Below are 18,793 nucleotides of genomic sequence, written 5' to 3' on the forward strand. Positions count from 1 at the left end.
ATATTAAGGAGAGATGAACGATGAACCAGCACCCGGCCATTCCCCGTCCGGAATATCCCCGCCCTCAATTTGAACGCAGCGACTGGCTGAATTTAAACGGCCAATGGGAATTTGACTACGACGACCGTGACGAAGGTGTGCGGGAGAAGTGGTACGCCGGTGTGGGCAAGCCGCTGACCCGAACGATCACTGTTCCTTACTGCTTCCAGAGCAAGCTTAGCGGCATCGGCGATCCCGATATCCACGATATCGTATGGTACCGGCGTACATTCAAGCTGCCGGATTCCTTTGCCGGCAAGCGGGTGAACCTTCATTTCGGCGCTGTCGACTATGAGGCCCAGGTATGGGTGAACGGTCAGCTCGCAGCTGTACACAGCGGGGGCCATACGCCGTTTCAAGCGGATATTACCGATTACGTTACAAGCTCGGGGAGCAACACAGTCGTCGTTCGCGCGCAGGACTACAGCCGCGACGTTTCGCTTCCCCGGGGCAAGCAGTATTGGAAGGACCGCTCGGAAGGCATCTTTTATACACGCACGACGGGCATCTGGCAGACGGTATGGCTGGAGGCGGTCGCTCCCGCCCACCTGAGACGGGTCCGTATGACACCGGATATCGACCATAACCGCATTCATCTGCAGTTCGATCTCTCTCATCCTTATACGGCCGGAGATCCGGTGTTGAGTTCGCTTGCGGTACGGACGACGATTTCGTTTAAAGGGGAGCTTGTCGCAGAAGATCTGTTCAGCATGCGCCGCGAAGCGGAGTCCCGCAGCATCGTTCTGACCGATAAATACGGACACGATTCCGGTCGCTGGTGGAGTCCGCAAAATCCGCAGCTGTACGACGTCACCTTCGAGCTGATCCAGGACGGTCAGCCGGTAGACGTGGTCAAAAGTTATTTCGGCATGCGCAAAATCTCGATCGATAACGGGAAGCTGCTGCTCAACAACCGCCCCTGCTTCATGAAGCTGGTGCTCGACCAAGGGTACTTCCCGGACGGTCTGCTGACCGCGCCGACGGACGAGGCGCTCCGTTACGATGTGGAGGCGACCAAAGCAATGGGCTTTAACGGCGCGCGCAAGCATCAGAAGGTGGAAGATCCCCGCTACTTGTATTGGTGCGACAAGCTCGGTCTGCTCGTTTGGGGCGAGATGGCCAATTCGTACATGTATTCGGAAACGTATGTTCGGCGCATGACCGCTGAATGGACGGAAGCCGTGGAGCGGGATTACAACCATCCTTGCGTCGTCGCCTGGGTGCCTCTCAACGAAAGCTGGGGCGTCCCGAACATCGCCCACGACAACCAGCAGCAGATGCATGCCAAGGCGATGTATTATTTGACCAAATCGCTGGATGTCACCCGGCCTGTCGTATCCAATGACGGTTGGGAGCACGCCACCACCGACCTGTGCACCATCCATGACTATGAATGGAGACGCGAGGTGCTTGCCGAACGTTACAGCTCGGCGGACCAAGCGGTCTCGGCCGTTCCGGCCGGGCGGGCGATTTTTGCCGGCGGTTTCGCCTACGGAGGCGAGCCGATTCTGGTCACCGAATTCGGCGGGATCGCCTTTAAGCAGGCGAACGAGGACGGCTGGGGATATTCCGGCGCCAAAGACGAAGCCGACTTCGCCCGCAGGCTGGCCGACGTCGTTCATCCGCTGCTGCAAAGCCCGGTCGTACAAGGCTACTGTTACACGCAGCTGACGGACGTCGAACAGGAGAAAAACGGCCTGCTCACCTACGACCGCAAACCGAAGCTCCCGCTGGACGTCATCCGGCAGATTAATCAAGGGAAGCTGCCGGAGCTGTAATAACGGACTAGATTCCGTACAAGTAGAACCGGTACAAACGCCAAAGGCAGTCCCTGCCCTTCGATCGAAGGGGGACTGCCTTTTCATCGGAACAACATGTTAAAGAAAAGCACGCCTCAACAAAAAAGCTCCATAAATGAAAAAAAATCGCACATTCGCGATTGTAGTCTACTATTTTAAAAAATGGCGGAGCTGACGGGATTCGAACCCGCGGTCTCCTGCGTGACAGGCAGGCATGTTAGGCCACTACACCACAGCTCCACTATGTAAATCAAATTGCGGGGGCAGGATTTGAACCTGCGGCCTTCGGGTTATGAGCCCGACGAGCTACCGGGCTGCTCCACCCCGCGTCGTTATGATTCGGATCTCGTCCGCCGCAGCAACAGCTGCGTTCCGTTTGATCACTTTTCATACTATACTATGATTGCACGCGTAATGCAAGGCCTTTTCCCGTAATCTCGCAAACACAGAATGCTCTGAATTGTCCGACACCGATTAGAAACCCCTGCATAACAACCAAATGTGGCAGTTTGCGGTCGACCGATCGCATTCATGCGGCGTAGTCACAGTAATCTGTTGGGAGCTGTCTCGACCGTCGCCGCCCTCTCGTTGTCCTCGTATGCTATAATGAGCGATACAATAGAGTAACTCGCTTACCGTCTAACCAGACGCCGATTCTCCGCCTGACCGTTTCCCGGCAGCCGAATCCCAATCGGAGCGTGGAAGGGAGCTGACCATGTGAGTATATCGTTTATGCTGCTGATCGCCGGAGGTTTGTTCCTCCTCCTCGTCGCCGCCCTTGTTATTATTTTGCTAGTGAAGAAGTAATTCTTGTAAAAGCCCCATCGAGTCGCCCAACTCGAGGAGGATAGGGTCTGCCAGTCTTGCTCTTTTCTACCGGGCAAGCAAAATAAGAGCTAAAATCGCTCTTATTTCGCCTCCAATGGCCGCACGCACCGGAATAGGTGACGATAGAGGATCTTATATCGCTGGAGAACTACGATTCCGGGTAAATGTTCGATTATAAGAGCTGGAAACCGCTCTTATTCCTCCACAAACCGCTGCCTGCGCCAAAATAAGCTATACTAAAGTACTAAAGACCCTTATCCGCAAAACCATGGTGGACCGATCCGAAAGCTGGACCTTTCCCGGCGATTCAGGTGTCCCTTACTTCGGCACGACCGCCTCTGCTGCTTCTGCCGTTCAGCGGAGCCTCACGGCTCCGGTTACTATCCTCAGAAGGCGTTCCGGCTGATTTGTCTCCGGGGAAGGATGTCATCTTTCCGCTCCTGTGCCTGCCCAAGTTTACCTGCATAAGCCCTTGGCGGCTTCGGACCTCGTCTTGTGTGGCAGACTCATCCGGCCCACACAGCCTCAAATCAGGTTCGTGTACCTCGGGCCAAGCATTGCCCTCCAGCTTCCTCCAGACTCCCCCTCGCAACAGACGCCCTTACTCTTGGCTAGGGGCAGGCCCTCGCCAGCCCCCGTTCCGGAATTTCGCCATATAGATGGCGCCCAGGCCGGGCGCGCCAAAAAAATCAAAAAAGCCTTGCTAAGCAAGGCTTTCCGGGTATTGCTATGAATGAACGCTAACGGGATCGAACCGCTGACCCCTACCCTGTCAAGGTAGTGCTCTCCCAGCTGAGCTAAGCGTTCATGAAGTATTGGCAAGCTCCGACGAACCTAATAGGTTCTCATCCCAAGCGGAGTTATTACATAGATGGTGACCCGTAGGGGATTCGAACCCCTGTTACCTCCGTGAAAGGGAGGTGTCTTAACCCCTTGACCAACGGGCCATGCTAGTTGTTGCACTTGCTTTGTCCTCACTAGGAGTGACAGCGAAATTAATCTTAGCATAAATCTACCGACTTGGCAACTAGTCTTCTACATTTTTTATTTCCCTCCGCGAAAACGTCCGGGGCCGCGGCCTATGTAAAACCGCCACAGCCCTGCCGACGCCCGCCCGGCACCTAAACAGCCCCGCCAGCCGCCACCAACTTACCGGTATGTTTTCACAAAATCGACGGCTTGGCGGATATTCGCCTCCGGATGTTCACCAGTCTCCCGCTCGATCGTCAAATAGCCCGTATAGCCGATATCCAGCAGCGCCTGGAAATAAGCGTCAAACGAAACATGCCCTTCTCCCAGCGGCGTTTCGGTGTACACCTTCCTGGCCCGAACCAGCTCCCGGATCTTGCCGTTCTCCTGAGGCGTATAATGAAGCGCCCCGTACACTTCGCGCGGATCGACGGCTACGAAGCGGACTCCGTCCTTCACATGCGTATGCACGATATAGTCTTTCAGCGTATATACGCCGCGAACCGGATCGTCACCGGTAACCATGACCAGATTGGCCGGGTCGTAATTGACGGACACACCTTTACCTCCGAGCGTATCGAGAAATTGCTTCAAATGATAAACGGTAGTCGGCCCTGTCTCGATGGCAAAAAAGGAGCCCATGCTCTCCGCATACTCGCACAGCTCCCGGCAAGCCGCCTGCATCGCCGCGTATTCCCTACTCTCGGAGTCATAAGGGATAACCCCGATATGCGTCGTCACGATATCGGTCCCGAGCTCCTTGGCGAGCTCCATGATTCGTTTCGACTTCTCGACTTTCTCCGGATTGGCGGCCTCGTCCTCAAAACCGAACGCCCCCAAGTCGCCGCACAAGGCGGCTATATCCAGTCCGAGCGATGCGATATAATCTTTCAGTTCCCGCCGCGCCGATGCCGATAAAGACTGCGGCTCCATCTCTCCCCGGACGGCATACAACTGCAGTCCTTCCGCTCCGACTTCTTTCGCCTTCGCGATGCCTTGCCTGACCCCCACCCGAAACCCGTCGGCGATAACGCCTATTTTGTTTGTGATTTTCACGGTATGCACTCTCCCCTTCCTCGTCTCACGCTTAGTATAAGGAAGGACGTCTCCGCTGTATTGTTCCGGCGCCGCCGTATTATTGTGCATCCGCCCGGAAATTGTCCCCTCCTCCACAAACCGAAAAAAGACCTGCCGCCATGGACAGGTCCCGCTTCCAGATCAGGCAAGCCGGTTTAAAAAACGGCGTTATTGCTCCGTGCGGCGCCAGCCCCGGAGGGCGGCTTTAAATGTTCGCGGATATATTGCGTCGGGGAATAACCGAACGCCTTGCGAAACGCGCGGCTGAACGTGTGGATCGAGTCGTAACGCATGATGGCGGCGATTTCCGTAATCGAATATTCTCCGGTTTTCATCAGCTCGACCGCCTTGCGCCACTTTTTCTTGACCACATAATCGCGGAGGCAGTCGCCCGTTTCCCTGGAAAACAAATGGGACAAATACGATAGGCTGTAACCGAACGCGTCAGAAATTTCTTTCAAATCCTCGATTTGCAGCAAACGGTCGTCGATGTAATGGATGGCCGCATATACGGCTCTCTTCGCAGCATTCTCTCCGCCTTCCCCGGGATACTTGGCATCCCAGTCAGAGAAAAAGTTGCGGTAGGTCAAGATCAAGATCTGCTCAAGGTACATTTGAATCATCGACTCGGAAAACCGGTTGGTGCCGCACATTTCTTTGAGCACATTGACAAACGGCGTGCGGATGTCCAGCCGGTCCCGGCAGCGGGGCGTCGCCTTGTTGTCCATCCTCTTCTTGATATCGAGGAACGGATGATCCGCAGGCAGCGCCGGGTTGAAATGAAAGCCGAGGTACAAGTACCGGAACGGTTCGTCCGGATCGCTCCCGCCTTGATGGTACTCTCCCGGGTTGCCGATATAGATGTCGCCCTGTTCCAGATCGAACCGGTGATCGTCGGTGGCGAACCAGCCTTTTCCCGAAACGACGTACGAGATTTCATAACAGACTTGCTGGTGATTGGAAAGGACAAAATTCGCATCACAGCTCAGATCGCCGATCTGCTGCAGCAATAAGGGTCCGTAACGCATAGGCTCGGGAAGGTGCAAACAATCGAATTGAAATCGCCGCTTGCCCGGTATGCTCGTCATCTTGGCCCCCTGGGGTACCGACATTACGACCGCTCCTCTCGTTCCGTCTCCATCGCCCTGCTCCTCTCCATCATACCCACTTTCCCTAAAGTACCGCAATAGGAAGATCACGGTCCACCCGTTGAAACGTTGCGGCACCCTCCTACGGAAATAGGCGCGAAGCCGGGCGACAGCGTAAGAGCAATGGAGAAGCTGTATTCTCCAGCGGGCCCAAGTAACCGACTACTGGTGCACAGTCCGCTATTGTCCGAAGACTGCCGCTAATCCGGCCGAAACCGGAAGCCGCCTGTCTCTTATGAAACTTAACCGATCAAGGAGGAATGTCGGATGGAGGCGTAAACTGCCAAGATCAGGTTCCGGTCCAGCAATAGACCCACTCCCCCAACAGACCCGATTTCAGGCCGGACATCCGCACGGAACAGCCGTTCCTTCATGTGATGCATGAAAAGTAGCATTATCAATGGACGTTTTATAAACAAGTTCCGGCGCGGTATAATAGCAGACTCCCGGCTCCCACACAGTCCAACAGATGCAGAGGGTAGAGAGCGGCAGACTGCTTGATAGTCTAACGAACCGAGTAACCCTTAATGGGACAAATTGCAACGATATGACATTATTGCGAACTTCATAAGCGTTATTTCACTCATCCGATCACACTTTCGTCTGTTTACGACTTCATAAGGTCGCTGGGGTTCGTTAAATCAAAAAGAAGCCATTCTCCCGGCAATAAGCACGATACGATTCGTTAGTCTTAAACATAAGCGGGTTGCCCCTGACCTTTTTTGCGCCGCTTGGGGCTCCAAGGTATGAGTTTCGTACAAAAAACAAAAACAGTCCGCCCCCACTCCGTAGGCGGACTGTGTCTATTGTGATCAGGCTCCGGCTCTGCCCGGCCCCGCAGTAATCAGAGGTCGAACCCGCAGCAACTGCCAAGCTGGTATTTAAAATCCGGTTGCCCGATATCCGATATTCGACCCCGTTATTTCTCGGCGGCAATATACGCGTCGATCTCTTCGCTGGCTTCCCGCAGCGCGGTGTTCACATCTTTTTTGCCTGCCGCGTAATCTTTGTATTTCGCTTCCAGTATGCCCCGCGCCTTCGTAAACCGGGTTTGCACGACATACGTGGCCGGCTTCGTTTTCAGAATCGCTTCGATATGTTTGTTTTTAAGCAGCGGATGGTCGGCGCCGAAGTTTTTGTTGATCGCTTCGTTCTGCAGAGCGCTCAGCATGATGCCCGACCGGCTCAGCGCCGTCTGCACCTCGTCGGAGGTCGCGAGCTTGATCACCTGCATCGCCTGCTCGGGATGCTTGCTGTTCGAGGCGATCTGCAGCACGAACGTCTGAACCATCCCCGACGTGTGCGGCCGCTCCGGGAAGCTCGGATATTCCGCGACGTCCCACTCGAAATCGGCGTTGGCCATCCCGTTTAACACTTCGGGGGCGGCCAGCATCGCCACGTTTTTGTCCTTCACGAACCGGTTGACCGTATTGCCGTGGCTCGTGATCTGAAATTCGTTGCCGGGGATATCGTTGATCCGCTTGGTCAGCTCGAACACTTTCCGCCATCCGTCTGTATTTACCGCAGCCTTGAGGGTAACCGGGTCGACGTAGGGGATCGACAGCGAGTTCCCGACCTTCTCGATGCCTTCCGGATCGAGACCTTTGTACTGAACCCCGTCTTCCATACGTGTCAGCTTTTTGCCGAGCTCGATCGCCTGCTCCCAGGTCATGCCGTCGGACGGATAAGGAACGCCGAACTTATCGAAGATGTTTTTGTTATAAAACGTCGCATAGTAGTTGTAGCCGAACGGGAGGGCGAACAAGCCGCCTTTGGCGATCGTATCGGATTGCAGCCTGACACCGTCGAGATTCGACTTCTCAAACCGGTTCAGATCCACCTCGTACTTCTTGATCAAAGGCGTCATATCGGCCAGCAGCTTGAAGTTGGCGAATTGGTCCAGCAGGCTGCCCCACCCTGTAATAATGTCCACTTCGTTCCCGCCGATGGCGAGGTTTTCGATTGGCATAGCCGTGCGTTCCAATACTTGCAGCGTGATGTGCGGATATTTCTGTTTCAGCGGCTGAACGAACAACTGCTCGATGATCTCCGGAGTAAGCGCGCCATAATTGTACAATTTCAGCGTTACCGGCTCCATTTTGACCGGTGTTTCCTCCGGCTTGCCGCTGTCGCCTGCCTTGGGCGTCCCCGAGGAACTGCAGCCGCTCGCGAATACCGCCAGCAAAGCCATACTCCATACGAGCTTTTTCATACTTCTGCCCCCGTTTCACAAGAATGAAATGTAACCGCTTGCAAATAAAGCTGAGAAAATGACTCCCCCCATTAACGCTTCCTTTCGCGGAAAACGTTGTTCCTCTTCACCTCCAACGGCACCCCCTCCTTGATCGTTGTTCCGTTATAAGCCTAGTATAGAAAATCGCCCGTTCCGCTGTATTGGTCCTAATCCGCCGCAATATTGTGCAGACGCCGCGATTGAGCCGGAAACAGCCGGTCCAGCCTGGCCGCAGCTGCGGCGGCGAATCGTCTCTCCCTTGTGCAGCAACAGCCCTTACCCGAGACACGAGAAAAAAGCCCGCCGCCTGCATCCGCGCAGACGACGAGCCTTTCTCCCCCTTTCCTTATTTCACGGTAATCTGCAAATCCGCCCCGAGCTTGAACTCGAAGCCTTCGCTTTCGTCGTTATCATCGTCATCGTCGTCGTCATCCGCAGGCTCGACTTCCACCGAAATCGTCGTCGTCCCTTTGTTGTGCGCCTTCAGCCGGCTCTGCCCGTTGACATTGGCAATGTTGGGGCGCTCGCTGTCCCAGTCGAGCTCATATCCCGACAGGTCGGCTTCGGTGCCGTCCGCGTACCAGCCTTTCACCTGGAGCTGGACGGTTTCGTTTTTGGTCAGCTCCGTCTTGGGCGATACGATCGTTATCGAAGCCGGCCACATCAGTTGACGGGCGAGCGGGATGACGAACGTGTTACCGGGCGCTACGTCGTACTTAAACCCTTGCGACAAATCGGTCGTACTGGCATAAGAGCGGATGAGCGTAATATCGCCGAGATCGAGCTCGTACAGTCCCCCGCCAAGCGGCACGACGTCCTTGATCAGATATACCGCATTGCGCTGGCCGTCGTTGCGCACGTAGACCGATCGGCCGATCAGACTGCCCGGCTGCTGATCTTGCAGATCAAGCTGTACCTGAAGCTTGTTCTGAAGTGACAGCTCCCTCGTAAAGTCGGTGACCGTTCCTTCCAGACGGGCAACTCCTGTGTTCGCGTATCCGGCGTACTCCGGACCGGTTCTGCCGATAGAGGCGCCGTTGTTTACGTAGCTGAACACCGGCTGGCCGCCGTTTTCCGAGTAAACGCCGAAGGAGCCTTGGAAGCGGATTTTGCCGTCGATCACATAGGCCGCATCCGGGTTCATCGAGCTGATGACGTAGTCGGTCCGGCCGTTCGCCAGCTGCACCTTGACTGCCCTCACGCCGTACACGTCGGCCGATACCGAGCCTGGCGCCGCCGATACGGATGCTTGCGAAATATCGCTGATGAAACGGGAGTTCTCATAAGGCTCGATCACCGACGTGAACGTACTGTCCAGATTCAAGCCGCTGCGATGGGCGACGACGTATTTGAGACTTTCCGGGTTGCCCGGCTTATTGCGCGGCGGAACCCCGTCGGCCAAAGCGACGTCGTCCAGCTCGCCAAGCATCGTCATCCGCACGTGAATATCCCGGTCGACCGGATGAACGTTCCACGTATCCTCCACGTCGTAATCGACGCTGAACGCCGCGGACGGCTCGTTGTCACGCTCCACGTTTTTCAGCCAATGGAAGCCCGGTCCGGCATATCCCGATCCGGTTACACTGTCGTTTGCCGGTCTGACGCCGAATTCGACGCCCGGTCCGGCATACGTTCCCGTCGGCTGCGCCGTCAGCGAAAGCCCTTCGGTCGTTACCGGTCCTTCTGCGGCATGGAAGCTGAAATGATGCTCGCTGCCGCCCTTCACCCGGAAAAAGTCAACGACATACGAGTTCGCCTCGTCCACCTTCACCATCGCCGAGGTCCGTTTGTACAGCTCGGTTTGCGGATACGCTTTTGGAGCTTCGGCCTCGAACAGTTTGACCATCGAGCTGTCGTCGTACAAGGTCGGAGTGCCGTCCCAAACCGCCGCCTGTTTTTTCTTATCGACCATAACCGTATTATGGCTGATCGTATTATTCACCCATTCGAACCGGTTCACGTCGGTCGCATTCGCCTGTTCGGGGTATCCGAGGTCCGGGAGCAGATCGATACCGAAGCCGTACAAGCCCAGATTCAGCATATCCCGGTGCCCGTGGCCGCTCGTCCGTCCGTAGTACGTCCACATCGCGCGTCTCGTATCCGCTCCGGTGCCGGCCGCCCCGTCTCTAAGCGCCGCCAGGCCGTAACCGGTCAAGTTCGTGCTGTCGAGATCGAGCGGGCCGTGCTGCGCAATGACGGCTTCGATGTCTGCCGCAACCTGATTCGGATTGGCCGTATACACGTCGGAATGAATCCCTTCCGTCTTATTGCCGTTCAGCATATAAGCAAGCTGGGCGTATACCGGATCGCCGAACCGTTCGAACGCTTTGATCGACTGGGCTTTATCGACCTGGATGCCGGGCTGCCCCGTCGTGCCGCTGTCGCCGATCGAAGGCGTATACCGGCCCAGCATCGTCAGCGGATACATCGCCTGGAACATTTTGCGGAACTTCACGTTTTCATACAAGTCGGCCGCCGGATATTTGTCATACCCGTCCAGCGCATCGGCAACCGTCAAGTACGTATTCAGCCACAGCTTGTTGTACCCCGGTCCCGCTTCGTTGCCGTGCCCGTCGCGGTCGACGTCGTTCACCATACTGAACAGCACGTTGCCTCCGGTGACACGTCTTGGGATCTGATTGACGAACGCCCCCGGCTGGAAGACGAAATCGAGCCAGTCTTTCGTCTCCGGCAGCGTATCGTGAACGACCGCGGCCAGCGCTACCGCGCTTTGATGGAAACCGTTATTGCCGCGGATCTGATCCCAGTACATGCCCGGCTGCACTTGCCGCAGAATGCCGTCCTCGATGTTCCGGCGGATCTCCGTGCCGCTCGATTTCAGAGGCAGCTTGTACTGCTGGCCTTTGGCCTGGAGAAACGCGACGACATCCGGCGCATCAAACGCGGTGAAAAAGGCGTCGTAAGCGCCGATAAATACTTTGACGAGCGATGTTTCCCAGATCGATCCTACGGCTTTACCGTCCCCGGTGCCCCCGTGGGAATTGACGTACACCGCATTGCTGAATTCGGCTACGTCAAGCGACGGATACACGTCGGCCACCCGATCGAGCAGGACAGCGCCGGCTTTGGCGTATTTCTCGTCGCCGGTGTATACGTACGCGCTTTGCAAATGGCTGAGCGCGCCGTTCACATTAGCGGGGCTGCCGTACCAGGCGAACCAGTGGGCGTAATAAGCGATAAACGTATACCGCTTGTTCGTCTGCGGGTCTACCCAGCCGTAGCCGTCGTCGACGCCCCATGTCGGGCCTTTGTCCGGATACAGCGTGTTCACCAGAAGCGTACGGTCGGCTAATGCCGGATTAAAGTTGCCGTGCTCGTCCAACCCGCTCCGGTAATACGCCCCGAAGTCGTTCGTCGGAAACTTGTAGCCGCTTGCCGGGTCGGTAATTTTCCACGGATCGTTCAGCGGGTCCGCTTTCCACGGATAGTTGCCGTACGATTTCAGATCGCCGGATACCGGGCTGAAGTTGCCGGTAAGCTGATTCGTGTTATAGCTGCGCGGGATGGCCTGGGTCGGCACCAGGTTCCACAGTCCCTCGTACCCGAGCGCGACGAAGGCGTCCGCTTTGGCCAGCACGCTATCGCGCAATGCCGCCGCCCAGTCGTACTGCTGGACGTTTTGCCGCGCCGCTGCCATTTTCGCATCCGTCATATACGTCCTTCGCGTCTTGCTGTTCGTCACCTGATCGCTGTTGATCAGCACGAGGCGATGCGGATACATGACCGTTCCTGTGCCGTTGCCGACTCCGTTGCCCTTGCCGGTTACGGTCAGCGTAATCGTATGCGTCCCGGCGGTCAGCGGCAGCTCCTGCACATACAGATCGGGCCGCGGATATTTGCCCGTCACGCTGTAGAAGCCGTACTGCGACGCCTTGACTCCGTCGATGCTGACGTCGGCCGTGCCGCCGTCTTGTCCGGTCATGCCGCCGAGCTTCACAATGTAATTTCCGGCCTGGGCGATCTGAAATTCGAACGTGCGGGACGGCGCCGTCAGCGTCGATTCAATCTTCACTCCATATGTAGCGTTCGTCACTTTGGGTGCGGCGTTCGGATCGCCCGCCAGCGTGACCGTAGGCTGTCCGGGGACAGCGCTTCCAAATCGGTAAACCGTCGTATCCGGCATAATAAACTCCGCTACTCCGCTTCCCGCAGCCAGCGCCGGCTGGGAAGCTGTAAATGATACTGCAGAAACTAACATCAGCAAACAAAGCACGACCGATATCGGCCGGCGAATCGATACACTCATCTGGGTCCCTCCCGTTTCCTATACACGAATGGTTCATGAGGCCGGTTCTTGGATGTCGACGTACAGCTCCATGACAACGCTTCCATTCCTTCTCTGCTACCACCCGCTTCCCGGGATACTGTAATGAGCATGTATAAAATAGTGAGTTGTATTATACATGTCTCTTTTTTAGTATAAGCGGTGCTCTATCATTTGAACAGGGAAAAAAGGCTCTTCTTTCTTTTTTGAAAGTTTTTGCAGAATCGAAGAAGGAGCGCAGTTGGGGAAACTCTTGCTTTTAGCGGATTTTGACGCATATCAGTGTTCTCCCTTCGATCGTCGGAAGACAGGAGCTTATACGCTTACTATGAAAAACCGTCCGGTCAAGGCGTCCGGACGGTCAGTGCACAGCGAGCTCTATCACGAGATAAGAGTCTTTGGCATGTTCTATTTTCGGCATCTGGGGACGGCAGGGTCGAATATAGGCGGTTAGCCCCCCTTATTTCAACCAACTGTCGGGGTGTGGACCCTTTTCGCAGATTTTAGCGGTCGCAAACCGCTCTTATTCCGTGTCCAAGCGAATTTTCAGGTCAAATAAAAGCTACCAACCACCCTTATTTGGTTCTCCTGTCCATATGCGGGGACACCCGATCGAGATCCTGCGACGAACGGCCTGCGGCTACTTTTTGCTGTCGGCCTCAATCGTTTTATTCACCGTCTCCTCAGCGATCCGGAGCGCCGTATTCGCATCCTGTACACCCGTAACGACCGATATGAATGCATTGAACAGCTGGCCTCCCGCACTCGCATTATATTTCGAAATTTGCATCGGAGGAGCGTTCTTCTCCGCCAGAAACGCCTTTGCGTTCTTACCTTTATAAAGCGCAGAATTTTGACCGAACGCACTTCTTACTTCTTTATTTTTCAACATGCTGACATATTGGCCTTTTTTGGATAATTCGAGCTGGAATTCCGGAGAGGCCAAATACGAAATTACTTCATACGCCGGTTCCTTATGCTTGCTGGTTTGCGACACAAACATATAAAACGGATACGCCTGCGGACCGCCCCCCGGGTTTTTCGCATCTGTCGGAAATGCCGCGAGATCCCAGTTCATACCCTCCAGTTCCTTCTCCGTATACAAAGCGCTTACCGGCAGCCACATGGCGACAGTCCGGTCTTTCATGAACATATTCCCCTGATTGGCCACCTGAAGCTTCGTTTTATCCCATTCCATCCCGGGGAGCTGGTAAAACCGCGTTACATTGTCCAGGAAGCTTTTCCATCCGTCCGTGGCCAATGCCGCTTTATTTGTGACCGGGTCGATCATGTTCATCGACTGCGGATTACGCAGCGCCAAGTGGGAGGCGGAAATTACTGCGCCGTAATACTGCGTGCCTCCGTCTTTAACGGTAAGCCTTTTGGCGGTCTCGTACATCGTGTCCCAGGTCATGCCGTCTTTCGGGTAAGGAACGCCGAACTTGTCGAAAATATCCTTGTTGTAATAAACGCCGGAAGGCACGTCGAATATCGGCAAACCGTAGATTTGCCCGTTGCTGATTTGCTTCAATATTTCGATGCTCGCCGGTTCGTATTGATTCAGATCGGTCTTGTATTTTGTAATATAAGATGTGATATCGCTCTGCAGACCAAGCCTCAGCAGAAAAGCGTCGACAGAGCCGATCGAGATGGCCATAACATCCAGCTGCTCCCCGGTCATGACCAGTTCATCGATTTGTTTCGTATCTTTGTACGGAATCAACTTGGCCGTGACATGGGGAAATTTTTTGCGGATCTGATCCCCGTAATCCTTCATAAACGTTTCTTCGTTCCCGTAAGGCCAGTAAAACGCTAATGTCACAGGCTCTTTTTTGTCCGGTGTCTCCGTTCCGGTTCCTGCGTCCGTCCCTCCTTCTTTTGGATTGCCGCAGGCAGCGGCGGTGCTCAAGGCTGCAAGCAAAACAACGGATCTGATCCTTTTACGTATCTTCATAGCAACGATTCCCCCATTATCTATCTTCCGGTTCAGCATTGCGCACTCCACACCAGAAGTACATTATTTCCCACTGCAGCGGGAGGGGACAAGAAATGAACGTTCAAATACGCTGCATCGGCCTCCACATAAGCGATACCCGCTGTTCCGGAATCAGCGGAGGCTGGCGTGACCTGGTAGCTCGACGGGGTCCCTGAAAGTCCGTGCGGAATCGGATAAAGCATCGTCACGCCATCCCCGCTGTAAGCCGCTTTGCCGGTTCGGACTTCACTCAGAAGCCCGTATGGCTTGAACACGGGAGCGCTATGAACGGATACATACTCCCATAAAACCGTTCCGTCGGCGGCGATCCCGCTGCTGTGACCCGGCGATGCCGTCCCCGAAACACCGTTTTTGACAGCCCGGTATACTTTGGCATTGGCATTTGTATAAACACCTGCCGGGTAAGATTGATTGGCGGTCCAAGCTGTGCTGGGCGTAAACGTTCCTGCCGCCGTGCATACCCATCCGATTGATGCATTTGCACCCGACGGTCCGGTATTCTGTACACGATCCCCGATAGTCCAAGTGCCGGTTGAAGGTACCGTTGACTGGACAAGCGTCTTCGGGTTAATTCCGAAATTGTCGTACTGGTAGCAGTCCACCGCACTCGGAGACACGATAATCGGGCGATTCGAGCGGTTGCCGTAAAACACGCAGTCCGACGCCGTCCCCTGGGCATAGGCCATACTGTTCCCCATCATCACACAGCGATTGTTCGTTACTTTTACCAGATACGTATAACTGATGTTAATAAAATAAGTGGTATTGCCGATATCGTCCCGCAGCTGGTTATTGCTGATTTCGATGTCGCTGATGCGGCTCGCTGCGCTGCCGACAAGGTTTATGCCCGCTTTGTACGTATTGCCCTGGCTGTTGTTGGACAGGATGTTGCCGTCAATCGTAACTTTAGTTACGCCGGGATACACGTAAATGCCAAAGCCTCCGTTATCCTTCATGATGTTGTTGGCAAGTACAATGTCTCCGGTAGGCAGATTGCCGAAATACGTAATCGAGTCGTCCGTCACCCCGTCTCCTGCGGCGCCGAAATCTTTGACGCTGATTTGCTCCCGCAGCTTATCCCGCGCCGTCCGCTCCGGTTGATTGCCGTCATACTTGTCGTCACGCAATCCGAGCCGATCCCGTCCGGACAACTCCCGCCGCCATAAACCGCATTCCGTACCGAATGGCCGTTTGCGGCCGACGCCAAGCTTCCGTTCCATAGTCCTCCCGCCATCAGAGCCATCCCGCCCGCACCGATCGCCGTCAGCATCTCCCTGCGGCTGACTTTGTTTTCTGTCCCGGCTTCCCGTTCCCCTTTCCGTTCCCCGGCATGTAAAAACGGCTTGCTTTCTTCATCATTCATACGCGTTTCCCCTTTGCCGATCCCGCAGCAGACTCCGATGACCACCGGGCCTGTTTAACGGAATTTATTGTCGGTAAGCGCTTACGAATATAAGATAGCATAGCCGTTTGTTGTTCTCTCATCATTGCTTGGTGATAATTTCGCCGAATGTATCTCTAATTGCGCTCTCGGCACAACTTTTTAAAATGTTCGGGAGTCATCCCGACCATCTTCTTGAAATTCCGCGAGAAATGAGTCGGCTGCTTGAAGCCGACTTCGTAGCAAGCATCCGTCACCGACATTTTGTAGTCGACCAGAAATAGCAGCTTCGCCTGATGGATTCTGCGTTTATTCAAATGTTCAAAAACCGTCGTGCCGGTCAATTCCTTAAACAGCTTCACCATGTAGTATTTGCTTAGATGCACGTAGTCGGACAGCTCGTCAAGCGTCAAGTCATTGGCGTAATGGAGCTCGATGTAGTTCAGCAGCTTCCGGACAATTTGTTCCTTCTCTACCGGAATGGCGACTCTTTCCCGCAGCAATTGTTCGCTATGCTCATAAATAATGAGCAGCAAATCGATAAACGAGGCTCTCAGCCGATTGAATTCGATTGAGCTTGGCTGGTTGTAATAACGGTGCATTTGCGAAAAGACCATTTCCACTTCCTTTTGGGTCCGCTCCGACAAGCGGCATCGGTAATGAAGCAAATCCCGGAACGGCTTTAATACATCCACAAGTCCAGGCTGGTTAAGATGCGGCTTCAAAACCGTTTCGTCAAAGCGGACCATCGTGCGGGTACATTTAATTTGCCTTTCCATGAGAGGTCCATGCGAGCTGATCCCGTTCAACACGACCATATCTCCGGGTGTCAGATCAACAACAGTGGTCCCTAATAAATATTGGCATTGACCGGCGTGTACATATAAAATTTCATATTCGGAATGGTGTGAAAAAAAGAAGACAGAAAGCTTTCATTTCGGTAACTGAATACATCGATTAAAGGGTAGGTTTGGCTCATTCGCTTTCCACCTTTGGTGTAAGATCGGTCATGGGTCAGCTCTGACACTGATATTGGCTTGGGGAGTTTCCGCTATATCGCTCACGATGCGCCGAATTGCAGCTTGTAACCTTCCTTCGTCCGTCACAACGAATCCGGTCCTTTAAAGAGGTTTTATCGCGTCGACTATCAGCGATACGAAGCCTAATTTCCCGTCCCGGTTCCGGTGATCGAACCGCTTGGACCGGTAGATGAACCCTTTTCTCTCGTCCCATTCTTCATAGTGGAACTCTCCGCTTCGATCCCTTCTTCATAAGGCAGATGCTCCCATACATGCTCGGCTAAAACCGCCGACAAACTGCCCGGCGTGAAAAGCCTGCTCCAATGATCGCGCACCAGCAGATTCAATTCATTCTCCTGAGTATGCGTCCAGCCGGGGTTGTTGTTTTGCTGTCCGGCGCCAATTACCACTCTTTGTTCCATAATGCCTCCTATATAGAAAATGCTTGTGCCGCCTGTATTTGGAATCATACGCCTACCCGGGTTTATAAGTTGCGGCAGATGGCATCATTTAACTGTTTCAAGCGCAATGCCAATTTAATAACTGCAACTTTTCATTAAAACTCAGCGTATGTACACAAGAGCTACCTTTTTCATATAACAATCGGGACGGTGTATCGTTGATTCACGAAACTACTTATGAGCATGAGACGGAGCTGGAGCAATTTATAACAGGGATGGAGCAATATGCGCTATACGGTTACGAGGAATCGGTATCCGAACGGCTAAAGGGTCAAATCGACCGGTGGGCCGAGCAAGGACCGGACGATGTGCTGCTTCGGGCGGTCGAACTTACCGAACTGCGGATTCGGGCTGAGGAGCAAAACTGGAACTTGATCGGTACGATGCTGGATGTTTTGGAAACGGTGATGGTCCAATTGTCCCCGTCTGCAAACCTTCTCGCTTCGCTTCAGCATCTGCTGGCCGAACGGCGCGGCGCGAAATCCGCATTTCCGAGAAATGCGAAGAATCACCATCTCCGCTATTACATAGCCGTACTGGCGGAGGCCCGGCCGCTGCAGGAGCTGATGACGATCCTTGCGCACGCCGCTCAGAAGGAGAACGCTCCGCTGGAGCCGCTTGCTCTGCTGTTGTATGAAGCGGTCATCAGGCACAACGTGGATCGCCGGAATCCGGTCGTGCAGCAGGTGCACAGCCGGATAATGGAACGCGGCCATCCTCTGGCGTGGCTGCCGCTTCATCGAACCGAGCTGGAGCAGGACTTGATGCTCCGGCATTACAACAAAGGCGGCGGGGGAGGATACGGCTCGTCCTTCGGCCCGTCGCGGCGTGCGGACAAAGAGATCCGGCGAGCGGTAGAACAAGCTGCAGAACGGTCGGCTCCTTCCGCCTCAGCAGCCTACCGATCGGTTCATACACCGGAGGAAGTCGAGCGGCTTCAGACCGCCGTAACGAATTGGCGCGAGCATTCAAATGGCAGATCGGAAGCGGCAGTTTTTGACCTGGAGAAGCTTCACGCGCCCGTTCATATTACCGAGGAACTGCTGGTGTCGCTCGGCCTGTTATGCTTGCACGGCTCATCCGCATCCCATGTGATGCTGAGGTCGGTTTTTGCCCCACGCGCGTTTAATCTGCTGTATTCCGCTGCGGCGAATGGCGGAGCTTACAATGACGGGAACTGCAACGCCTACGGTCGCCTGGAGGCATGGAAGTCGTTTGCCGCTTTGTGCGGAGCTCCGGTAACCGCCGATGCCGATACGGTCCTTCAGCTCGCCGGAAATTGCTCATGGTGGTATTTCGCCGCCCCGACTCCATGGTTCCGGCAGGTCGCATGGGATATGGGCATCGTCTGCCTCCGGCCTGATGGCCGCTCGCTTGCCGTGCTCGCCTCGACCGATACGGATTAAGTCCCGGCAGCCCGCCTGTAACTGGCCAATACGTATAAGCGGGGCAAATGAAAGGAACGAATCAACCCGTGACGTTTTGCCCACTACAAATGCACACGAGTTCATGTTATTAAACCTAAAGGCTGGAGACCTGTTCGGATCGCCAGCCTGTC

General features: G+C 54.7%; 10 protein-coding genes, 4 tRNA genes and 2 pseudogenes. 2 read left to right on the top strand and 14 right to left on the bottom strand.

All coding sequences use genetic code 11. The annotated features are described in order from the left end of the window. The first annotated feature begins 20 nt into the window (after positions 1 to 20). Positions 21 to 1,817 carry a glycoside hydrolase family 2 protein gene (locus tag IDH45_RS05445; protein ID WP_190925472.1) on the top strand — a complete coding sequence of 599 codons (1,797 nt, stop codon included), beginning with the start codon at positions 21 to 23 and terminating at the stop codon, positions 1,815 to 1,817. Between the two features lie 184 nt (positions 1,818 to 2,001). On the opposite strand, the gene IDH45_RS05450 is transcribed toward IDH45_RS05445, so the two are convergent. The 14 genes and pseudogenes from IDH45_RS05450 to IDH45_RS05510 all read right to left on the bottom strand — a co-directional run bounded on the left by IDH45_RS05450 (position 2,002) and on the right by IDH45_RS05510 (position 17,196). Next, positions 2,002 to 2,078, bottom strand: a tRNA-Asp gene (locus IDH45_RS05450). Positions 2,079 to 2,093: 15 nt separating this feature from the next. Continuing rightward, positions 2,094 to 2,167, bottom strand: a tRNA-Met gene (locus tag IDH45_RS05455). Between the two features lie 1,233 nt (positions 2,168 to 3,400). After that, positions 3,401 to 3,473 (bottom strand) — tRNA-Val (locus IDH45_RS05460). Between the two features lie 65 nt (positions 3,474 to 3,538). Continuing rightward, positions 3,539 to 3,613: transfer RNA gene (locus tag IDH45_RS05465), tRNA-Glu, on the bottom strand. Positions 3,614 to 3,815: 202 nt separating this feature from the next. Then, entirely contained in the window at positions 3,816 to 4,691 is an 876-nt protein-coding gene (locus IDH45_RS05470) for a sugar phosphate isomerase/epimerase family protein (protein WP_317891149.1), read from the bottom strand. Positions 4,692 to 4,867: 176 nt separating this feature from the next. Beyond that, a complete protein-coding gene (locus IDH45_RS05475) occupies positions 4,868 to 5,824 on the bottom strand; it encodes an AraC family transcriptional regulator (RefSeq protein ID WP_190925476.1) in 957 nt (318 codons plus the stop codon). A gap of 955 nt (positions 5,825 to 6,779) precedes the next feature. Further along, a complete protein-coding gene (locus IDH45_RS05480; protein ID WP_190925477.1) occupies positions 6,780 to 8,072 on the bottom strand; it encodes an ABC transporter substrate-binding protein in 1,293 nt (430 codons plus the stop codon). Positions 8,073 to 8,439: 367 nt separating this feature from the next. Beyond that, positions 8,440 to 12,360, bottom strand: a complete 3,921-nt coding sequence (locus IDH45_RS05485; RefSeq protein WP_190925479.1) for a heparinase II/III domain-containing protein — start codon at positions 12,358 to 12,360, stop codon at positions 8,440 to 8,442. Positions 12,361 to 13,018: 658 nt separating this feature from the next. Then, complete coding sequence (locus IDH45_RS05490; RefSeq protein ID WP_190925481.1) at positions 13,019 to 14,332, bottom strand: ABC transporter substrate-binding protein; 1,314 nt, start codon at positions 14,330 to 14,332, stop codon at positions 13,019 to 13,021. A gap of 32 nt (positions 14,333 to 14,364) precedes the next feature. After that, entirely contained in the window at positions 14,365 to 15,501 is a 1,137-nt protein-coding gene (locus IDH45_RS05495; RefSeq protein ID WP_190925988.1) for a right-handed parallel beta-helix repeat-containing protein, read from the bottom strand. Further along, a complete protein-coding gene (locus tag IDH45_RS05500; protein ID WP_190925483.1) occupies positions 15,396 to 15,737 on the bottom strand; it encodes a hypothetical protein in 342 nt (113 codons plus the stop codon). The genes IDH45_RS05495 and IDH45_RS05500 overlap by 106 nt, the downstream gene beginning before the upstream one ends. Positions 15,738 to 15,892: 155 nt before the next feature. Further along, positions 15,893 to 16,372 (bottom strand): helix-turn-helix transcriptional regulator, encoded by a 480-nt coding sequence (locus tag IDH45_RS05505; protein WP_317891157.1) that lies wholly within the window; start codon positions 16,370 to 16,372, stop codon positions 15,893 to 15,895. Then, positions 16,367 to 16,660 (bottom strand): annotated as a pseudogene (locus tag IDH45_RS33845) (AraC family ligand binding domain-containing protein); the annotation flags it as partial. The gene IDH45_RS05505 and the pseudogene IDH45_RS33845, both read right to left, overlap by 6 nt. A 216-nt stretch (positions 16,661 to 16,876) precedes the next feature. Continuing rightward, positions 16,877 to 17,196, bottom strand: a pseudogene (locus IDH45_RS05510) (hypothetical protein). 197 nt (positions 17,197 to 17,393) lie between these two features. Between IDH45_RS05510 and IDH45_RS05515 the strand changes: the two are divergent. Then, positions 17,394 to 18,641 (top strand): DUF6183 family protein, encoded by a 1,248-nt coding sequence (locus IDH45_RS05515; protein ID WP_190925486.1) that lies wholly within the window; start codon positions 17,394 to 17,396, stop codon positions 18,639 to 18,641. Positions 18,642 to 18,793 lie beyond the last annotated feature (152 nt).

Origin of the sequence: Paenibacillus oceani (assembly GCF_014705615.1) — a bacterium.
Lineage (GTDB): Bacteria > Bacillota > Bacilli > Paenibacillales > NBRC-103111 > Paenibacillus_AB > Paenibacillus_AB oceani.

Bases quoted from the DNA above. Each gene is read 5' to 3' on its own strand.
- IDH45_RS05480 (WP_190925477.1), bottom strand. From the start codon at position 8,072: ATGAAAAAGCTCGTATGGAGTATGGCTTTGCTGGCGGTATTCGCGAGC.
- IDH45_RS05485 (WP_190925479.1), bottom strand. From the start codon at position 12,360: ATGAGTGTATCGATTCGCCGGCCGATATCGGTCGTGCTTTGTTTGCTG.
- IDH45_RS05490 (WP_190925481.1), bottom strand. From the start codon at position 14,332: ATGAAGATACGTAAAAGGATCAGATCCGTTGTTTTGCTTGCAGCCTTG.
- IDH45_RS05475 (WP_190925476.1), bottom strand. From the start codon at position 5,824: ATGTCGGTACCCCAGGGGGCCAAGATGACGAGCATACCGGGCAAGCGG.
- IDH45_RS05505 (WP_317891157.1), bottom strand. From the start codon at position 16,372: ATGGTCTTTTCGCAAATGCACCGTTATTACAACCAGCCAAGCTCAATC.
- IDH45_RS05445 (WP_190925472.1), top strand. From the start codon at position 21: ATGAACCAGCACCCGGCCATTCCCCGTCCGGAATATCCCCGCCCTCAA.
- IDH45_RS05500 (WP_190925483.1), bottom strand. From the start codon at position 15,737: ATGAATGATGAAGAAAGCAAGCCGTTTTTACATGCCGGGGAACGGAAA.